Raw genomic sequence first — 15659 nt, 5'->3', positions numbered from 1 at the left:
TGTTGTCGCGCTCATTCAATTGCTTGATTTCAAACAGGCGTGAAGCAGAACTGGAGCTATATGGTTGCATCAGACGATCCTTCGTACGTATGCAAATGGGATGGCTGCCCGAGAGTCAGGCAGTCGATATCAGACCCCGCAGCAGGCGATAGCCATAGCCGCGAATACTCTGAATCGCGTTTGTACCATACATCTCCTTGATTTTTCCACGCAAGCGACTGATCGATTTTTCCAGTGCTCGAGGGTCGTAGAAATTGCTGTTGAGGCCCATGATGCTGGCGATTTCATCATGGCTCAGAATGTGATTGCTGGTTTGCGCGAAGGCTTCGAGGATCTTCATTTCGGCAAACGAGATGTCGAGTTTCCGGTGGGTGTCCATCAGGCAGATGCGCGTCGGATCAAGCGTCAGGTTGATATCGCGTTGCCATTCTTCACTGTTGAAGAACTCGCCCAGCAACTCGGCGCCATCGTCGGAAAGGGTATTGAGCTTGATACAAACATCCGCGCCAGCCAGATAATATTTGATCTTGTTGAAGGCGCCACGACCGGTGATGACCGCACAAATGATCGGTTTCAAGTTGTCGCTGCGCAGATTCTCGACCAGTGCAAGATTGTCTTCGAGGGCCTGTGGGCTGTCGATCACCAGGAATATCGCTCGATACGAACCAGACTGTTCATTCAACTGATATGAACTAGTGTACGCATCGGCTTCGAGCGCCATATCAGTGCATAAATGCTGGGCGACTAGCGCTTTGAAATGTTCAGCCACGCCACGGGTACGACCCAGAGTAAGAACACCAGGTTCGTCGTTTGTCGGGCGCGGACTTCTAGTCGCTAAGTTCCCTGAGAGCATCATGCATTGACTCGAATTAAGTGCTGACATCGGGATGTTAAAGCACCGGTTCTCATCTGTGACTGACAATTGGTAACATTTGCGCGGATTTTAGACGTGTCTCGCGAGTTTTCTAACAATAATTAAGCTTTTCAAGCTTTTAGTTGATTTTCTCGGAGGGGTGAACTACTGCTTAGATGGTGGCGATATGCAATGGTGCCACTATTTTGAGCTTATTGCGATGGCTTTGTCTATGTCTATCTGCCACTGTCTGGCCATCTCAGGATAATGTGATATTGATCACACTTTATTGTCGGAGCAACTTTTTTCTGCAGAAGGACTAAATATTTCCTGCGTAGTTCGTCAGCCGACGATTATTAACATGGCTTGAGTGTGGCAATTCATAAGACCTATTCTTTGAGATCAAAAGATCGTCCGATCGCGGCCCGAACCTTCGGCAGCTACTACATTTGAAATGCATTCTCCTGTAGGAGCTGCCGAAGGCTGCGATCTTTTGATCTTCATATACGCCAATTGTGTAACTTCAGATACTCAACCCCTGAGTGTTATTACCCGGTCGCTCGCCAAGAGCGCTCTGACGGAGGATTAATGGATTTCTGGACCCTTTTCCAGGTGTTGATATTAGGTGCGGTAGAAGGCTTGACCGAGTTCTTGCCGATCTCGAGTACCGGCCACCAGATCATCGTAGCCGACTTGCTGGAGTTCGGCGGCGAACGCGCCATGGCCTTCAACATCATTATTCAACTGGGTGCCATTCTTGCCGTTGTCTGGGAGTTTCGACCGAAGATCTTCGAAATCATCAAAGGCCTGCCCACCGAACCTAATGCACAACGCTTCACCGTCAACTTGCTGATCGCCTTTCTGCCCGCCGTGGTCCTGGGCGTGTTGTTCGCCGATGCGATCCACGAATACCTGTTCAACCCGATCACCGTCGCCGTGGCACTGGTCGTCGGCGGCATCATCATGTTGTGGGCCGAACAGCGCAGCCATGTGATCAGCGTCGAACACGTCGACGACATGCGCTGGTCTCACGCACTGAAGGTCGGTTTCGTACAATGCCTGGCGATGATTCCCGGCACCTCGCGCTCCGGTTCGACCATCATCGGCGGCCTGCTCTTCGGCCTGTCGCGCAAAGCCGCCACCGAGTTCTCGTTCTTCCTCGCCATGCCGACCATGGTCGGCGCCGCCGTGTACTCCGGCTACAAATACCGCGACCTGTTCCAGCCCAACGACCTGCCAGTCTTCGCCCTCGGCTTCGTCACCGCGTTCATCTTCGCGATGATCGCCGTGCGTGGCTTGCTCAAGTTTATTGCCAACCACAGCTACGCCGCGTTCGCCTGGTACCGGATCGCGTTTGGTTTGTTGATTCTGGCAACGTGGCTGTTTGGCTGGGTGAACTGGACCGCAGCAGCGGCCGCCTGATCACTGAGCGCTGATCAACGCCGCAACGGCGAGATCGTTTAACGCCGAATCCGGCGACTCCTGGCGATAGCGCTGCAAGGCCGACGTGAAATACGCAGCCTGCAGCATGCCGTCGCTGGCGAGATAGAGTCGCGCATCTTCTTGCTCCTCGGCGGAGTAAACGCGTTTAAAGCTTTCCGTGGTGTTATTGGTGGCAGAGAAGGGCGTCAGCAACAGCACCATGATCGACAGGCCGGAAAACTGCGTCACCTCCCACGGCGTATCGGTACGGCCCATGCAAAAGCCATCGCAGTGCGCATAAACGTCGGAAGTGAAGCTGAACAAGGCAAGAAAGGCGTAACGCTTGAAAGCAGAAAAACTAAACGCGGGCATAAACGAAAGACATCCTGTCAGTACAACAAAACAGCGGGCAACACTCATGCGTCGCCCGCACACTCAAAACTTCAATCAACGACCTTCAAGCAACTCAGCCGCCTGATCCAGCAACGCCAACGGATCCTTGGCCTTGTGAATATCCACCGACAACAACTGACGGAATTTCCGCGCCCCCGGGAACCCCGTGCCCAGGCCCAACACATGCCGCGTGATGTGATGCATCGCGCCACCGGCCAGCAAATGCTCGGCTATATAAGGACGCAACTGCGCCAACGCCTCAGCCCGACTGATCACCGGCGCTAAACTACCAAACAACTGCTGATCCACCTCCGCCAGCAAATACGGATTGTGATAAGCCTCACGCCCCAACATCACACCGTCGAATGTCTGCAAATGCTCATGGCAAGCCTCCATCGTCTTGATCCCGCCATTCAGCACAATCTCCAACGCCGGAAAATCCGCCTTCAGCTGCGCCGCCACGTCATAGCGCAACGGCGGAATGTCACGATTCTCCTTCGGCGACAACCCCTCCAGAATCGCAATCCGCGCATGCACGGTAAAACTGGTGCACCCGGCATCGCGGACGGTGCCGACGAAATCACACAGCTCCGCGTAACTGTCCCGACCGTTGATGCCGATGCGGTGCTTTACCGTCACTGGAATCGTCACTGCGTCTTGCATCGCCTTCACACAATCCGCCACCAGTTGCGGATGACCCATCAGGCAGGCGCCGATCATGTTGTTCTGCACACGATCGCTTGGGCAGCCGACGTTCAGGTTGACCTCGTCGTAGCCGTGTTCCTGAGCCATGCGCGCGCAGGCTGCCAGATCCAACGGAACGCTACCGCCTAACTGCAACGCGAGAGGATGCTCGGCTTCGTTGTGACGTAGGAAACGCTCGTGATCGCCGTTGAGCAGCGCGCCGGTGGTGACCATTTCGGTGTAGAGGAGCGCGTTCTTCGATAGGAGGCGTAGGAAGAAACGGCAATGGCGGTCAGTCCAATCCATCATCGGAGCGACGGAGAAGCGGCGGGAGAGTGGGGCGGGTGTGGCGATGATAGGGGGCATTGGCGGTTCTGGTGTTAGTGGAGGCAGGGTGGGGAGTTTATCAGAATGAGCACGAGTACTCAGATGAGTCTTGCAACTGGATTTGCTGATGATTTTAGGAAAACCTGATGGACCGACCCATACTTTGAAGAAAATATTTATTCTTTAATTTTCAATGAGATATATTTCAATTAGATTTTTAAGTATAAAAGCTGCTAGCTTACACAGGGATGATGTCGTGGTGACATCGCGTGTGCAACTGAGTTGCAAGGAGCAAAGAATGGATGTGGTTGCGGTTATTAATTATAAAGGTGGTGTTGGAAAAACAACGGTTACATCGAATATAGCGGCAGAGTTGGCTTTCAAAGGAAAGAAGGTGCTCTTGCTTGATACGGATGCGCAGGCAAGTTTGACGTTTTCATTTGTTCAGCCGGATGTATGGGATGAAAAATACAAAGAGTCTCTTACTATTAAGTCTTGGTTTGACGCAATTTCTCAAGGAAAAGAGCCTCCTCCTCTAAATAAATTTATTATTTCACCTCCGCATGTAAATGCATACTTGAAACGTGCCAGATCTACTGGGCAGATAGATTTAATATGTTCGCACTTGGGCTTGATTAATGTTGATTTGGAGCTGGCAACCCTACTGGGAGGCGCTAATCTTCAACAGTCTAAGCTGAACTATATAAAGGTTCACGGGAAGTTGCGTGACGCGATCGAAAGATTGGAGCGGGAATCAGATTACGACGTTTTGTTAATTGATTGCCCTCCCAATTTTAATATTGTAACAAAAAATGCGATTGTGGCTAGTCAGAAAATATTGATTCCGGCGAAGCCAGACTATCTGTCAACGTTAGGTATAGACTATCTTCGCCAAAGTGTTGATCAGTTGGTGCGAGAGTTTAATGAATATGCAAACATGGATTCGAAGGTTGGAAATATTTCGCCGGAAATACTTGGTGTTGTTTTTACAATGATTCAAATTACAAGCGGTATGCCAATATCTGCTCAGCGTCAGTATATTGCTCAGACGAAACGTTCTGGTATTTTTACGTATGAAAAATTTTTCAGAGAAAACAAGACAATGTTTGCGAGTGCGCCTGAAAGCTTGATTCCTGCAGTGCTGCAATATCATTCTGCTGGAACCTATGCGAACATAGTTGAGGAGTTGGGGCAGTTTGTTGAAGAGTTTGAGGGTACTTTGGAGGAGGTGTAAGTAATGGTGAAGGAGAGATACGATTTAGCATTTGCATTACGTCGTTATGCAGAGGCTATAGCATCTTTAAGTGACGACGATTTGCTCAAGCTTGCAGACGAAACGTATTCCGTGGAAGTGAAGTTTTTGCGTCGTCGAGGTAAAGGGGCTCCTGAAGTCGAAGTTTCAAAAGAGAATATTAGGGATTTGGCTGAAAAGCTGATTTCTACCGAGAGTAGAGATCAGGCTCTGGCATTTCTAAATTCCAATTTTAGAACTAAAAAAAGCTTAGATAGTATCGCACGACTTTTGGATGTTCCCGTCTTAAAGACCGATAAGGTTGACGGATTGGCCGAGAAAATTGTAGAGGCTACAGTTGGGGCGAGAAAAAGATCAGAAGCAATTCAAGGTTATAGAAAACATAGCTCCGTAGCTCTTGCGGCTGAGCCATCAAAAGATAGTTCTGACTGATTGCAATTCTGATTGAGACGGTTGCAGCGTTTAACTGTGACCGTTTTAAAAAAGGCAAAAGGTGACGGATTTATTTAGATGGATGGGGCTTGGCAGTAAACAAATCCGTCCCCCCTTTTTCAATAAAAGGAGCCCAACTCCGTTAGTGGTGAAGTTGGGCGCCTTGTTATGTTAATACTTTCTTGTATGAAGTGGGCGCCGGCAGATGGTCATGGAAGGGGTGCTTTTTATGAGAGTTCCGAAACTGCAAGTATTACTGACTCAGAAATAAAGCGAAGAAGCGGAATTTCTTTAACTAAAAATCGTTCATCTCGGAAAGGTGTGTATTTCGCTCTATCCCCATCTTTGCTATGAACTAATGCATTTCTTGTTGAGTATATTCGGCCGGCTAGATTTTTTATTATTGTTTCGTTTTCGGTAGAACTAAGGTTGACTTTGGATCCATTTGAAAAATTAACTTGTTCGTTCTTGTAGTATTCTACGAGTGAAGCATCATATTCATTGAGCTTATCAACGATTTCTTGCTTTTCCATGAATCTTGTCAGCGTGATGCATAGCGCTTGAAACTCGCTAAAAGTTATGGTTTCACTACGAATTTGCAAGTTTTTCTTGATGGTGGTAACCAGTCCTGCAATATCTTTTTTTCTTTTGTATGAGAAGCTAGGTTGTGTTATTGCTGTTTTTATGTTTTCGATTAGTTCGTCGTTGAATACGGATTCAAAGAAGTGCTCTAAAACATGATAGAAAGAAAGGAATTGTACAGTTGGGTTGTCTGTAGAGATTCCCAATACATAGTGATTGACTAGATCTTCATTGTATACGCGGCGGGGTGGATCCATTTCACTTATGGCTGAGCGCCGCATGCGAGTAATTCGGCCACGTCTAGATATTTCTAATAAAAATCTTTGTGGTACTACAGCTAGATCTAGGTTGTAGGCTAGATGGAACAATAGTGAGTTTGACAGAGACTGAAAACGTTTGATGTTTGTTTTGTGGGTTGACTGTATTTTTAAGGTTAATTGGCGTCCTAAGACTGTTCTTAGGGCATCTAGCGCACTTGTGTCGTCTGAGAGTCGGATCAACCTATCTCGACCAAGGGGGCCTGATATAAGATCGCGTAGTGATCCGCTCTTGTTCGCAGAGCAAATAAGCCAGATTAGATATTCTTCGCTAGATCCGGAAATTTCATATGTAACCTGAGTGTCGGTGTCTTCTAGTATTAAAGGCTCGCTGCGCATTGAAAAGGGCTGCGGGCTTTCGACGTGGACTATAATTTCATATTCGTTTTCTGAATGAAGTGCTGTTTCATCGCTCACAGATTTTTTTGCAATTGAAGTCATGGCTGTAACGATTGAGCTTAAAGGAAGTATATATTCACGATCTCTAATTTTGTATGTGGCATTACCGCTCTCAATTGCTACCTCGCAGCGAAGAGTAATGGCGATAAGCTCGGCAATTTCAAGTTCGTTGTAATCGAAAATATTCATTTAGTGCTCACAAATATAAATTCATATCGGCTCGAACGAGGTGGTATTTGATGAATCGGTTCGGCCGGAGAAATAGATTGTACGGATCTGGTGATATCTCAGGATGGGTAGCATTTTGCCTTCTTAAGGCACATCAGGCGACATCTATTGTTTAAAAAGTAAGAGATTTAGAGCGTTGGCGGTGCGGAAATGGTACGGCTATTTCAAGATGTGGCTGGATGCCTTATAAATCAAGGCCTATAAGAGAAACACGTCCAATCCATCATCGGAGTAACGGGCAGCGCTTGAAAACGGAACGCAGTGCTCTTTGCACAGTTTTGAATCGATCACCTTGCTCGTAGAGCCTTTCCAAACAGAAAAAACGCGTCTGTTTAAATTAAGCCTGTTGCTGCAGTCCTGAGCCTACACTCCCTTGCGCCACCCCCTACACCTAAGACAGAATCCGCCGGCTTGTGCGTCTAGCCCGCACGTTCTATCGTCCCCACATCACTGAAACCCAGTGATCGGGTTTGGTAGCCCGCTTCGTGTCTAGATGCATCGCATCACCAATTTCAGTCGCTTCCCTAGGACTCGGATTTCATGGTGGTCATGCGTGGGGCCCATTCGTGGGCGCCGGGTTCTAGTGCGACCGGTCTACCAACCCGCGTATGGCCGCCACCCATCGTTTGGTAGCGTGGGTGATGGCTCCTTTTAGTAATCGCGCTAGAGGTTCCATCTATGTTCAAAGTAACGCCCAACCCACCAGAAACCGATCCCGCATCCCCCTACGAATCCCTCAACTCCAAAGAACTCCACGAAGCCGCCGAGCGCGCGCTCGATCACTATCTCCTTCCCACCAGCCACATCATGGCCAGCGTCAACGAGCCCGAGCGCATGTATCTCGCCAACCCCAAGTACGACTCCGAATCCCTATTGGCCAATGCCAGTGAAACGCTGAGTTCCGCCTCGGAAATGCTCAACAACTTCGCCGCAGTACTCGATCCCTCACACCGCAAAACCGCGCTGGGGATCGCGCAGGTGGTGATGTTGGGGGAGCTGGCGGTGAATCAGGCGTTGGATAACGTTGAGGTGAAGGCGTGAAGCCTGTCCCGCCATGGGCAGGTGAAATGCTCGTTCACTGAAAACAAAAAGCCGTCACTTTAGGGTGACGGCTTTCGCTCGCAGATCTAACCAAACTGACCCGCCGACTCAACCGCAGACTTCGGCTTCCTCAACCGCGTCAGTTGATAAGCAATCCCCAACCAAACAAACCACCCCGGCATGACCATCAACGCAATCCGCGTATCAGGCCTCAACGCCAGCAACCCCAGCACAAATCCCAAAAACGCCAACGAGAACCAAGCCATCGGCACGCCGCCGGGCATCTTGTAAGCCGACTTCGCATGCAGATCCGGACGTTTTTTCCGGTAGGCGATGTAAGACGCGAGGATGGTCGACCAGGTGAAGATCACCAGAATCGCCGACACGGTGGAGACGATGGTGAATGCGGTCATGACTTCCGGCACGATGAACAGCACCAGCACGCCGACCAGCATCAACAACGTGGTGAACGCCAGGCTCAGCAGCGGCACGCTGTTGCTCGACAGTCGGCGGAATATGCCAGGTGCGTTGTCCTGGTTGGCCAGTCCGAACAGCATGCGGCTCGATGAAAACACCCCGCTGTTGGCCGAGGAGGCCGCCGAGGTCAGGACCACGAAGTTGACGATGCCGGCCGCAGCGGGGAAACCGGCGACGAGGAACAGTTCGACGAAGGGGCTTTTGACTGGGGAGACCTGTTGCCACGAGGTCACGGCAATAATGCAGGTCAGCGCGAGGACGTAGAACAGGATGATCCGCAGCGGAATCGAGTTGATTGCTTTGGGCAGGGTCTTCTCTGGCGAGCGGGTTTCGGCGGCGGCGGTGCCGATCAGTTCGGTGCCGGCGAAGGAGAAGATCGCCATTTGAAATCCGGCGAAGAAGCCGAACAAGCCGTTAGGGAACGCGGCCTGTTTGTCCACCAGGTGACTCAGGGACGCGGTGACGCCACTGGGCGAGACGAACGAGCTGGCAATCAGCACGGTGCTGACGCCGATCAGGGTCACGACGGCAATGATCTTGATGATCGCGAACCAGAATTCCACTTCACCGAACAGCCTGACGGTCAGTACGTTGAGGGCGAACAGGGTCGCCAGCATGCCGACGGCGGGTATCCACGCCGGTACGTCGGGGAACCAGTACTGGAAGAATCCGCCGACCACGACGGCGTCGCCGATCACCGCGACGCTCCAGCTCAGCCAGTACGACCAGCCGAGGAAGAACGCCGCGCGCGGGCCGAGGTAGGCGCCGGCGAAGTCGGCGAAGGTTTTGAAGTTGAGGTTGGACAGGAGCATTTCGCCCATGGCGCGCATGACGAAAAACACGAACAGGCCGATGATCATGTAGATGAGGATGATCGACGTCCCGGAGAGGGCGATGATCTTCCCGGAGCCCATGAACAGGCCGGTGCCGATGGCACCGCCCATGGCCATTAACTGGATGTGACGATTGCTGAGCGTGCGCTGCAGCGCGGGCTGTTCAGGCAGCCCGGAAGGGGTCGATTTCATTGCAAAACCTCTTGATTTTATGTTTTTGAGTTTTGGCAGAAAGTAGGTGTCGAGCGTTCTTGTTAGAGGTGCTGCGGCTAATCACAAGGTGAGTCGCCCCCTGTGGCTTGGGGGCGGTCATTACCCATCAACTGACGGTCCGCAGACGCGAGGCTTTGGTGGGTTGCGGATCGAGCAGTTGGAAGAGGTTTTTGATGTTGGCTGGCGTCGGCACCAGGTGGATGCGTTGGCCGATTTGCTGCGCCTGAGCCAGGTCGTTGAAGTAGCGCAGTGAGGAAAAGTCTTCCAGGGCAAAACCCACCGAATCGAATACCGTCACCTGCGCATCGTTTTCGCGTCCGGCGACTTCGCCCTGCACAATGCGGAAAAACTCGACCACCGGGGAATCGCCTTCCAGTTGCTGAATGTCGCCTTCAATGCGCGTTTGCGGCTCGAACTCGACGATGACCCGGGCGTTGCGCAGGATGTCGGCGTGCAGTTCGGTTTTACCCGGGCAGTCACCCCCGACCGCGTTGATGTGCATGCCGGGCTCGATCATCTCCGGCGTCAGAATGGTTGCGTAGGCTTTGTCGGCGGTGACCGTGGTGACGATGTCCGCGCCCTTGACCGCGTCCTTCACCGAGCCGGCCAGAATCACTTCGATGTCCGGGAACGCCGCGAGGTTGTGCTTTAACTTGAGTGAAGCGTCGCGATCGATATCGAAGATGCGGATTTCGTTGATGCCCAACATTTCATGAAAGGCCAGCGCCTGAAATTCACTTTGCGCACCGTTGCCGATCAGGGCCATCGAGGTCGAATCCGGGCGAGCCAGCGATTGCGCCACCAGCGCGGAGGTGGCTGCGGTGCGCACGGCGGTGGTCAAGGTCAGTTCGCTGAGCAGCGTCGGATAGCCACTCTGCACATCCGCCAGAAGACCGAAAGCCATGACCGTGAGCAAATCCTGCTGGCCGTTGTTCGGGTGGCCATTCACGTATTTGAATGAGTACTGCTGGCCGTCGTCGGTGGGCATCAGCTCGATCACGCCGTCCGCCGAGTGATTGGCCGTGCGCGGCGATTTATCAAACTGCGCCCAGCGTGCGTAGTCCGCTTCGATGTAGCCGGCCATTTCGCGGATGGCGCGGCGGATACCGACTTGGGTGAACAGGCGTGCAGCCTCATCGACATCAATAAAAAGCGTCATGTTCTTGTTCTCCGATCCAGTCATTGAAAGGTTGTAGAGCGCGGGCTCGCTCAGCTGCGTTTGCTCTCGAAACCGTGCAGCACGTTGACGGCATTGATGCCGATTTCATCGACCATGTAGCCGCCCTCCATGACGAACAGGGTCGGGCAGCCGACGCTGGCGATCAGTTCACCGATGCCGATGAAGTCCTCGCTTTCCAGCAGGAAATGGCTGATGGGGTCGTCCTTGAACGTGTCGACACCGAGGGAAATCACCAGCACTTCAGGCGCAAACTGCTGGAGTTTTTTGCAGGCGTGGAGCAGGGCGTTGCGATAGCTCTCCCAGGTGGTGTTTTTCGGCAGGGGATAGTTGAGGTTGTAACCCTCGCCGACACCCGCGCCGACTTCGTGGCTGTAACCCGAGAAGTACGGATAGGACACCGCGGGTTCACCGTGCAGCGAGACGAACATGACGTCGCTGCGCTGGTAAAAAATGTTCTGCGTGCCGTTGCCGTGATGGAAGTCGACATCCAGCACCGCGACACGTTTGGCGCCCTGGGTGATGGCTTGTTGCGCGGCAATGGCGGCGTTGTTGAGGTAGCAATAACCACCCATGTATTCGCGTGCGGCGTGATGGCCGGGCGGGCGGCACAGGGCGAAGGCGCTGTCGTGGCCTTCATCGAGCAGGGCCAGGCCGGTGAGGGCGATGTCGGCGCTGGTTTTCACCGCTTGCCAGGTCGTCGCGGTGATCGGTGAGCCGGCATCCATGGCATAGAAGCCGAGCTTGCCGTCGATGAACGTCGGCACCTCTTCGTTGGCCAGATCGCGCACCGGCCAGACCAGCGGCAAGGCGTCGTGAGTGCGACCGGTTGCGCACCATTCGCCCCAGGCAGTTTCGAGAAAACTGACGTAGCGCTCGCTGTGTGCGTTGACGTAGCACGAGCGGTCAAACGCGCGCGGTTCGACGATCTGCCCGAGGCCGACCTGTTTGACCCGGTTGTGCACGGTGTCGGCCCGACTCGGTTGTTCGAACGAGGGTTTGAGCACGCCGTCCTTCAATTCGGTGCCGTGGTGCAAACGGTGGGAATCACTGAAAACTGTAAACATTCTGCGCATCCGTTATTGTGAGCCAGTGCAAATATTCTGTTCCGGCTTGGCTGCGCTATCTTTGCTTTGTGTTCGGGATTCAGTGGATTATTCGGGCGTTTTTACTCAGGAATGGCGTCGTGCAGAAAAAAATATCCAAACGCATCAGTCTCGACGAAACCGACCTGGCGATTCTTGAGTTGTTGCAGGAAGACGCCAGTATTTCCAACGCTGAACTCAGTGAGCGGCTGTCGCTGAGCCTTACGCCGTGCTGGCGACGGCGCAAGCGCATGGAGGAGGCCGGGGTGATCAAGGGCTATCAGGCCAACCTTGATCGGCGAATGCTCGGGCTGGATATCATGGCGTTCGTGCACATTCGTTTTTCCACCCACGCCGACCACGCACCGGACGCCTTCGAGGCGGTGATTGCGCAATTGCCGCAGGTGGTGGCCTGTCACAAGATCACCGGCGATGCCGATTATGTGTTGCAGGTGCTGGCGGAGGATCTTGATAGCTACAGCGACTTCATCGAGCAGGTGCTCAGGCGTCAGGTGGGGATTGCCTCCATTCAGTCCAGCCTGGCGTTGCGCGAGGTCAAGACCGGTAGCCGGATTGCAATCCCTAAACCGGGAAAGGATTGAACGGGCGGGCAATGCTGAACCGCTGCTGTCGATCAGCAAAGTTTCATCTTGCCGCGTGCGAAGCAGGCCTAGTCTGCTGAGACAAGATCGTCGCTGTTCATCCCGAGGGGAATCGTGCCATGCGCCTGAATGTCGTCAAAGTGCTGTTGATCGCTGCTGCAGTATCGGTGTTGAGTGCCTGTTCCGGCGCGGGTGGTTTGACCACCACCCGTTGTTTCTCCAGCGACTGTCAGTCGCCGGAGGGGCGCAACGCCAATACGTTGAAGTTCGGTGGCAACAGTATCGGCAGCAGCCTCAATCAGTACAGCTCCGGCATGCTGCATGACGATTAAGGATTACTGCGCGGCAGGTACGGCGATCCATTCGCTCAGGGTTTGCTGATACTTGCCGGTGACTTTGCTCAGATGCAGCCACTGATCGACATACAGTTTCCAGCTGATGTCATCGCGCGGCAGCAGGTAAGCCTTCTCGCCATATTGCATGTACTGATGCGGATTCACCGCACACAAGCCCGGTTTGAGTTTCTGCTGATACAGCGCTTCCGAGGCGTCGGTGATCATCACATCGGCTTTATTGTCGAGCAGTTGCTGGAAGATCGTCACGTTGTCGTGCAGGGCCAGTTGCGCCTTGGGCAGGAAGGCGTGGACGAAGGCTTCGTTGGTGCCGCCGGCGGGTTCGACCAGGCGTACGTTGGGCTGGTTGATCTGTTCGACCGTCTGGTACTTGCTGATATCGGCGCAGCGCACCAGCGGGATCTTGCCGTCGGTGTCGAGGGTGTTGCTGAAGTAGGCTTTTTTCTGCCTTTCGAGGGTCACCGAAATGCCGCCCATGCCGATGTCGCATTTGCCGGCCTGCATGTCCGGCATCAGGGTTTTCCAGGTGGTTTGCACCCATTGCACTTTGACGCCGAGGCTGTCGGCCAGCGAGCGCGCCATGGCGATGTCGATGCCTTCGAAATCGCCGTCGGGGCGTTTGAAGGTGTAGGGCTTGTAGTCGCCGGTGGTGCACACGCGCAACTGGCCTTGTTGCTGGATGCTGTCGAGGTGCGAAGGGGTTTGCTCGGCATGGGCGCCGGCGGCCAGGGTCAGCAGGCCGCAGAGGATCATCGTGCTTTTTAGTGTTGTCATTGCGATCGGGGCTTCTGAGAAGGACGGTGGCCCAGTGTAGTGAAAGGCTTTCCCGGGTGTCACCCTGCTTCCGGGCTTAACGTGCCTAGCCACGCCACCAGCGCCACGATCAGCAGTGCGATTGCCAGTTCAACGACAACGCTGCGTCTTAGCGCATTTGCCGCGATGACAGAGTGTCCATTGCTCAACGCTTGCGCCAACGCCGGACCAAGATGAAAGCGGTTCAACGCCGCCAATACCAACATCCCGGCAAACAGTAAAACCTTGATCGCGAGCAGCACCCCGTAAGTGCCGAGCAAGACTTCATCCAGCCTCGGGCCGACGATGAACAGATAATTCACCACGCCGCTGATCGACAGCGTCAGCACAATCGCTGCACCGATCCACTCAAAGCGCCGAACCGCAAACGCCAGCGAACGAATGCGAGCTTCATCGAGCGGCCCCCGCGCCATCAACACCAGCGCCAGCATCGCACCCAGCCACGCGCCCGCCGCGAGCAGGTGCAGAATGTCGCTGAGAAAATGCCAGAACCGCAGTGTTCCTTCGTCCATCGCCCCGTGTCCGCTCCAGGCCAAAGAGGCGAGGGCGATGGCGCCAGCCACCGATGCGAGCCACGCGCCCGGCCTGATCAACACCACGATCAGCGCGATCATCCGCACTGCCCACGCCAGCCCGACGTCGGTTTCCAGCAGCATCATTTGCAGGTGCGGCCACAGCGCCGCGAGCGCCGTTTCGCCGCTCATGGCGCGGGTCATCAGCACCAATCCCGCCACTGACAGCAGCGCCCCGATCAAGGCCATCCCCCGCAACAGCGGTCGACACCGCAGCAACGCATCAGCGCTGTACAGCGCAAACAACGCCAGCCCGAACACCAGCAGCAAATCCACATACAACGCAAACCGCAGGACGATGTTGATCAGGTCAGCCATCGCTCACTTCACTTTGAAGGTGACGTTGCCGGTGATCGGATGCGTGTCGGAAGACACCGCGCGCCATTGGACTTGATAGGTGCCGGCGGGCAGCGGTGCGAGCGGGGTGATCAGCATGCTTTTCGGGTCGCTGCCGGCGCTGACTTTGGCTTTCATCGGCATCGGCGAATGGGCCATGCCGGGCATTTCGGTCATGACCAGTTTGGCGCCGGAGAATTTTGTCAGCAGGTTCTCGGAAAAATGCAGTTCGATCTTGCCGGGCGCGGCGCCGTCGGCACCTTCGGCCGGGCTCGACGAGAGCAGTTTCGGGTGGGCTTGGGCGAGGCTGCTCAGGAGCAAGCCGCTGGCGAGTACAAGGGTGATGTTCAAGGTGCGCATGCAAGAGCTCCGGTTTTTTTTTAGGGGATTCAGAACCACAGCCGCACGCCGAGGACGAGGCGCGCTTCGCTGCGATCCTCGCCTTCTGCGCGGGCGTAATCGGCGGTGTTGCCGTAGGTACGGTTCCACGTCACGCCGATGTACGGCGCAAATTCGCGGCGGATTTCATAGCGCAAGCGCAAGCCGACTTCGCTGTTGGAAAGCCCGGAACCGATACCGCGTTGCGCATCGTTTTTGCCGTAGACATTGAGTTCAGCGGTGGGCTGCAGGATCAGGCGATTGGTCAGCAGGATGTCGTAGTCACCCTCGAACCGCAGCGCGCTCTGGCCACCTTCACCGATAAACGCCGTGGCCTCGGCTTCGAAGTTGTACAGCGCCATGCCCTGCAGGCCGAACGCGGCCCAGGTCTGTGGTGCGCCGGGTTTGAAGTCCTGACGCACGCCGCTGACCACGTCCCACCACGGCGATATCGCATGGCCCCAGAGTGCTTGAATCTCGGCGTCTTCGGTCTTGCCGTTGCTGCGTTCACCTTCGGAGCGCAGCCACAGGCGATCAATGTCGCCACCGATCCAGCCGGACAGATCCCAAGCCAATGCGCTGCCGTCATCGGCGTCCTGCCATTCGAGTTTGTCGGCGAGGAAGTACGTGTTGATCGCGTTGTCGTGGACTCGATGACCGCCGGGGCTGGTGAACACGGCGGCACGGTCGGCGTCGGTCAGTGGCGGGATCGGCGTGCGGCTTTCGGTCGGCGCGGCGGGCTGCATCATGCCGTCGTCCATGCTTTGCATCGCGGAATGATCCATGCCGGACATCTGGCTGTGATCCATGCCCGGCATGTCGCCGGCGGCCATTGCCGAACTGCCGATCAGCAACAAGGAAAAAGCGGTAAATCGAGTCATCAGCGGCCC

General features: G+C 54.4%; 17 protein-coding genes. 6 read left to right on the top strand and 11 right to left on the bottom strand.

Translation table 11 applies throughout. The features are described 5' to 3' along the window. Positions 1–115: 115 nt before the first annotated feature. Positions 116–856, bottom strand: a complete 741-nt coding sequence (locus PspS49_RS19925) for a winged helix-turn-helix domain-containing protein (RefSeq protein ID WP_160041181.1) — start codon at positions 854–856, stop codon at positions 116–118. A 585-nt stretch (positions 857–1441) separates the two neighbouring features. Here PspS49_RS19925 and PspS49_RS19920 point away from each other — a divergent pair. Further along, positions 1442–2275 carry an undecaprenyl-diphosphate phosphatase gene (locus tag PspS49_RS19920; RefSeq protein WP_160041179.1) on the top strand — a complete coding sequence of 278 codons (834 nt, stop codon included), beginning with the start codon at positions 1442–1444 and terminating at the stop codon, positions 2273–2275. Here PspS49_RS19920 and PspS49_RS19915 read toward each other — a convergent pair whose 3' ends face one another. Further along, entirely contained in the window at positions 2276–2695 is a 420-nt protein-coding gene (locus PspS49_RS19915) for a DUF2388 domain-containing protein (protein WP_238786295.1), read from the bottom strand. A 27-nt stretch (positions 2696–2722) separates the two neighbouring features. Then, a complete protein-coding gene (dusA, locus tag PspS49_RS19910; protein WP_160041177.1) occupies positions 2723–3718 on the bottom strand; it encodes a tRNA dihydrouridine(20/20a) synthase DusA in 996 nt (331 codons plus the stop codon). A gap of 259 nt (positions 3719–3977) precedes the next feature. On the opposite strand from dusA, the gene PspS49_RS19905 reads away from it, so the two are divergent. Both PspS49_RS19905 and PspS49_RS19900 read left to right on the top strand, forming a co-directional pair. After that, on the top strand, positions 3978–4913 hold the full coding sequence (locus PspS49_RS19905) for an AAA family ATPase (RefSeq protein WP_160041175.1): 936 nt from the start codon (positions 3978–3980) through the stop codon (positions 4911–4913). 3 nt (positions 4914–4916) lie between these two features. Next, a complete protein-coding gene (locus PspS49_RS19900; RefSeq protein ID WP_160041173.1) occupies positions 4917–5363 on the top strand; it encodes a hypothetical protein in 447 nt (148 codons plus the stop codon). 227 nt (positions 5364–5590) lie between these two features. On the opposite strand, the gene PspS49_RS19895 is transcribed toward PspS49_RS19900, so the two are convergent. Next, positions 5591–6850, bottom strand: coding sequence for a hypothetical protein (locus PspS49_RS19895; RefSeq protein ID WP_160041171.1), 1260 nt, complete (start codon positions 6848–6850; stop codon positions 5591–5593). Between the two features lie 717 nt (positions 6851–7567). Between PspS49_RS19895 and PspS49_RS19890 the strand changes: the two genes are divergently transcribed. After that, on the top strand, positions 7568–7930 hold the full coding sequence (locus PspS49_RS19890; protein WP_160041169.1) for a DUF6124 family protein: 363 nt from the start codon (positions 7568–7570) through the stop codon (positions 7928–7930). Between the two features lie 86 nt (positions 7931–8016). Here the strand turns inward: PspS49_RS19890 and PspS49_RS19885 are convergent, their stop codons facing one another. From PspS49_RS19885 to PspS49_RS19875, 3 genes are all read right to left on the bottom strand, one after another. Beyond that, entirely contained in the window at positions 8017–9432 is a 1416-nt protein-coding gene (locus tag PspS49_RS19885) for an amino acid permease (protein WP_160041167.1), read from the bottom strand. A 127-nt stretch (positions 9433–9559) separates the two neighbouring features. After that, positions 9560–10612 carry an ornithine cyclodeaminase gene (locus PspS49_RS19880; protein ID WP_160041165.1) on the bottom strand — a complete coding sequence of 351 codons (1053 nt, stop codon included), beginning with the start codon at positions 10610–10612 and terminating at the stop codon, positions 9560–9562. A gap of 50 nt (positions 10613–10662) precedes the next feature. Further along, entirely contained in the window at positions 10663–11697 is a 1035-nt protein-coding gene (locus PspS49_RS19875; RefSeq protein WP_160041163.1) for a histone deacetylase family protein, read from the bottom strand. Positions 11698–11816: 119 nt separating this feature from the next. Between PspS49_RS19875 and PspS49_RS19870 the strand changes: the two genes are divergently transcribed. Beyond that, on the top strand, positions 11817–12317 hold the full coding sequence (locus PspS49_RS19870) for an Lrp/AsnC family transcriptional regulator (protein WP_093433799.1): 501 nt from the start codon (positions 11817–11819) through the stop codon (positions 12315–12317). 119 nt (positions 12318–12436) lie between these two features. Continuing rightward, positions 12437–12649: a hypothetical protein gene (locus PspS49_RS19865; RefSeq protein WP_038362448.1), complete on the top strand. Its 213-nt coding sequence runs from the start codon at positions 12437–12439 to the stop codon at positions 12647–12649. 3 nt (positions 12650–12652) lie between these two features. Here PspS49_RS19865 and PspS49_RS19860 read toward each other — a convergent pair whose 3' ends face one another. The 4 genes from PspS49_RS19860 to PspS49_RS19845 are packed head-to-tail and all read right to left on the bottom strand — an operon-like array spanning position 12653 to position 15650. After that, on the bottom strand, positions 12653–13444 hold the full coding sequence (locus tag PspS49_RS19860) for a transporter substrate-binding domain-containing protein (protein WP_174245071.1): 792 nt from the start codon (positions 13442–13444) through the stop codon (positions 12653–12655). 59 nt (positions 13445–13503) lie between these two features. Beyond that, positions 13504–14373 carry a copper homeostasis membrane protein CopD gene (copD, locus tag PspS49_RS19855; protein ID WP_160041159.1) on the bottom strand — a complete coding sequence of 290 codons (870 nt, stop codon included), beginning with the start codon at positions 14371–14373 and terminating at the stop codon, positions 13504–13506. Positions 14374–14376: 3 nt separating this feature from the next. Next, positions 14377–14751 (bottom strand): copper homeostasis periplasmic binding protein CopC, encoded by a 375-nt coding sequence (gene copC / locus PspS49_RS19850; protein ID WP_137218718.1) that lies wholly within the window; start codon positions 14749–14751, stop codon positions 14377–14379. Positions 14752–14780: 29 nt separating this feature from the next. Beyond that, positions 14781–15650: a copper resistance protein B gene (locus PspS49_RS19845; protein WP_160041157.1), complete on the bottom strand. Its 870-nt coding sequence runs from the start codon at positions 15648–15650 to the stop codon at positions 14781–14783. Between the last annotated feature and the right edge of the window lie 9 nt (positions 15651–15659).

The sequence above is a fragment of the Pseudomonas sp. S49 genome (genome assembly GCF_009866785.1).
In the GTDB taxonomy this organism is placed as follows: Bacteria; Pseudomonadota; Gammaproteobacteria; order Pseudomonadales; family Pseudomonadaceae; genus Aquipseudomonas.
The sequence above is the reverse complement of the archived record's forward strand: the minus strand, read 5'-3'. Positions and strand labels throughout refer to the sequence as shown.

Coding starts and splice junctions, on each gene's coding strand:
- PspS49_RS19925 (WP_160041181.1), bottom strand. CDS start 856: ATGATGCTCTCAGGGAACTTAGCGACTAGAAGTCCGCGCCCGACAAAC.
- PspS49_RS19920 (WP_160041179.1), top strand. CDS start 1,442: ATGGATTTCTGGACCCTTTTCCAGGTGTTGATATTAGGTGCGGTAGAA.
- PspS49_RS19915 (WP_238786295.1), bottom strand. CDS start 2,695: ATGAGTGTTGCCCGCTGTTTTGTTGTACTGACAGGATGTCTTTCGTTT.
- dusA (WP_160041177.1), bottom strand. CDS start 3,718: ATGCCCCCTATCATCGCCACACCCGCCCCACTCTCCCGCCGCTTCTCC.
- PspS49_RS19905 (WP_160041175.1), top strand. CDS start 3,978: ATGGATGTGGTTGCGGTTATTAATTATAAAGGTGGTGTTGGAAAAACA.
- PspS49_RS19900 (WP_160041173.1), top strand. CDS start 4,917: ATGGTGAAGGAGAGATACGATTTAGCATTTGCATTACGTCGTTATGCA.
- PspS49_RS19895 (WP_160041171.1), bottom strand. CDS start 6,850: ATGAATATTTTCGATTACAACGAACTTGAAATTGCCGAGCTTATCGCC.
- PspS49_RS19890 (WP_160041169.1), top strand. CDS start 7,568: ATGTTCAAAGTAACGCCCAACCCACCAGAAACCGATCCCGCATCCCCC.
- PspS49_RS19885 (WP_160041167.1), bottom strand. CDS start 9,432: ATGAAATCGACCCCTTCCGGGCTGCCTGAACAGCCCGCGCTGCAGCGC.
- PspS49_RS19880 (WP_160041165.1), bottom strand. CDS start 10,612: ATGACGCTTTTTATTGATGTCGATGAGGCTGCACGCCTGTTCACCCAA.
- PspS49_RS19875 (WP_160041163.1), bottom strand. CDS start 11,697: ATGTTTACAGTTTTCAGTGATTCCCACCGTTTGCACCACGGCACCGAA.
- PspS49_RS19865 (WP_038362448.1), top strand. CDS start 12,437: ATGCGCCTGAATGTCGTCAAAGTGCTGTTGATCGCTGCTGCAGTATCG.
- PspS49_RS19860 (WP_174245071.1), bottom strand. CDS start 13,444: ATGACAACACTAAAAAGCACGATGATCCTCTGCGGCCTGCTGACCCTG.
- copD (WP_160041159.1), bottom strand. CDS start 14,373: ATGGCTGACCTGATCAACATCGTCCTGCGGTTTGCGTTGTATGTGGAT.
- copC (WP_137218718.1), bottom strand. CDS start 14,751: ATGCGCACCTTGAACATCACCCTTGTACTCGCCAGCGGCTTGCTCCTG.
- PspS49_RS19845 (WP_160041157.1), bottom strand. CDS start 15,650: ATGACTCGATTTACCGCTTTTTCCTTGTTGCTGATCGGCAGTTCGGCA.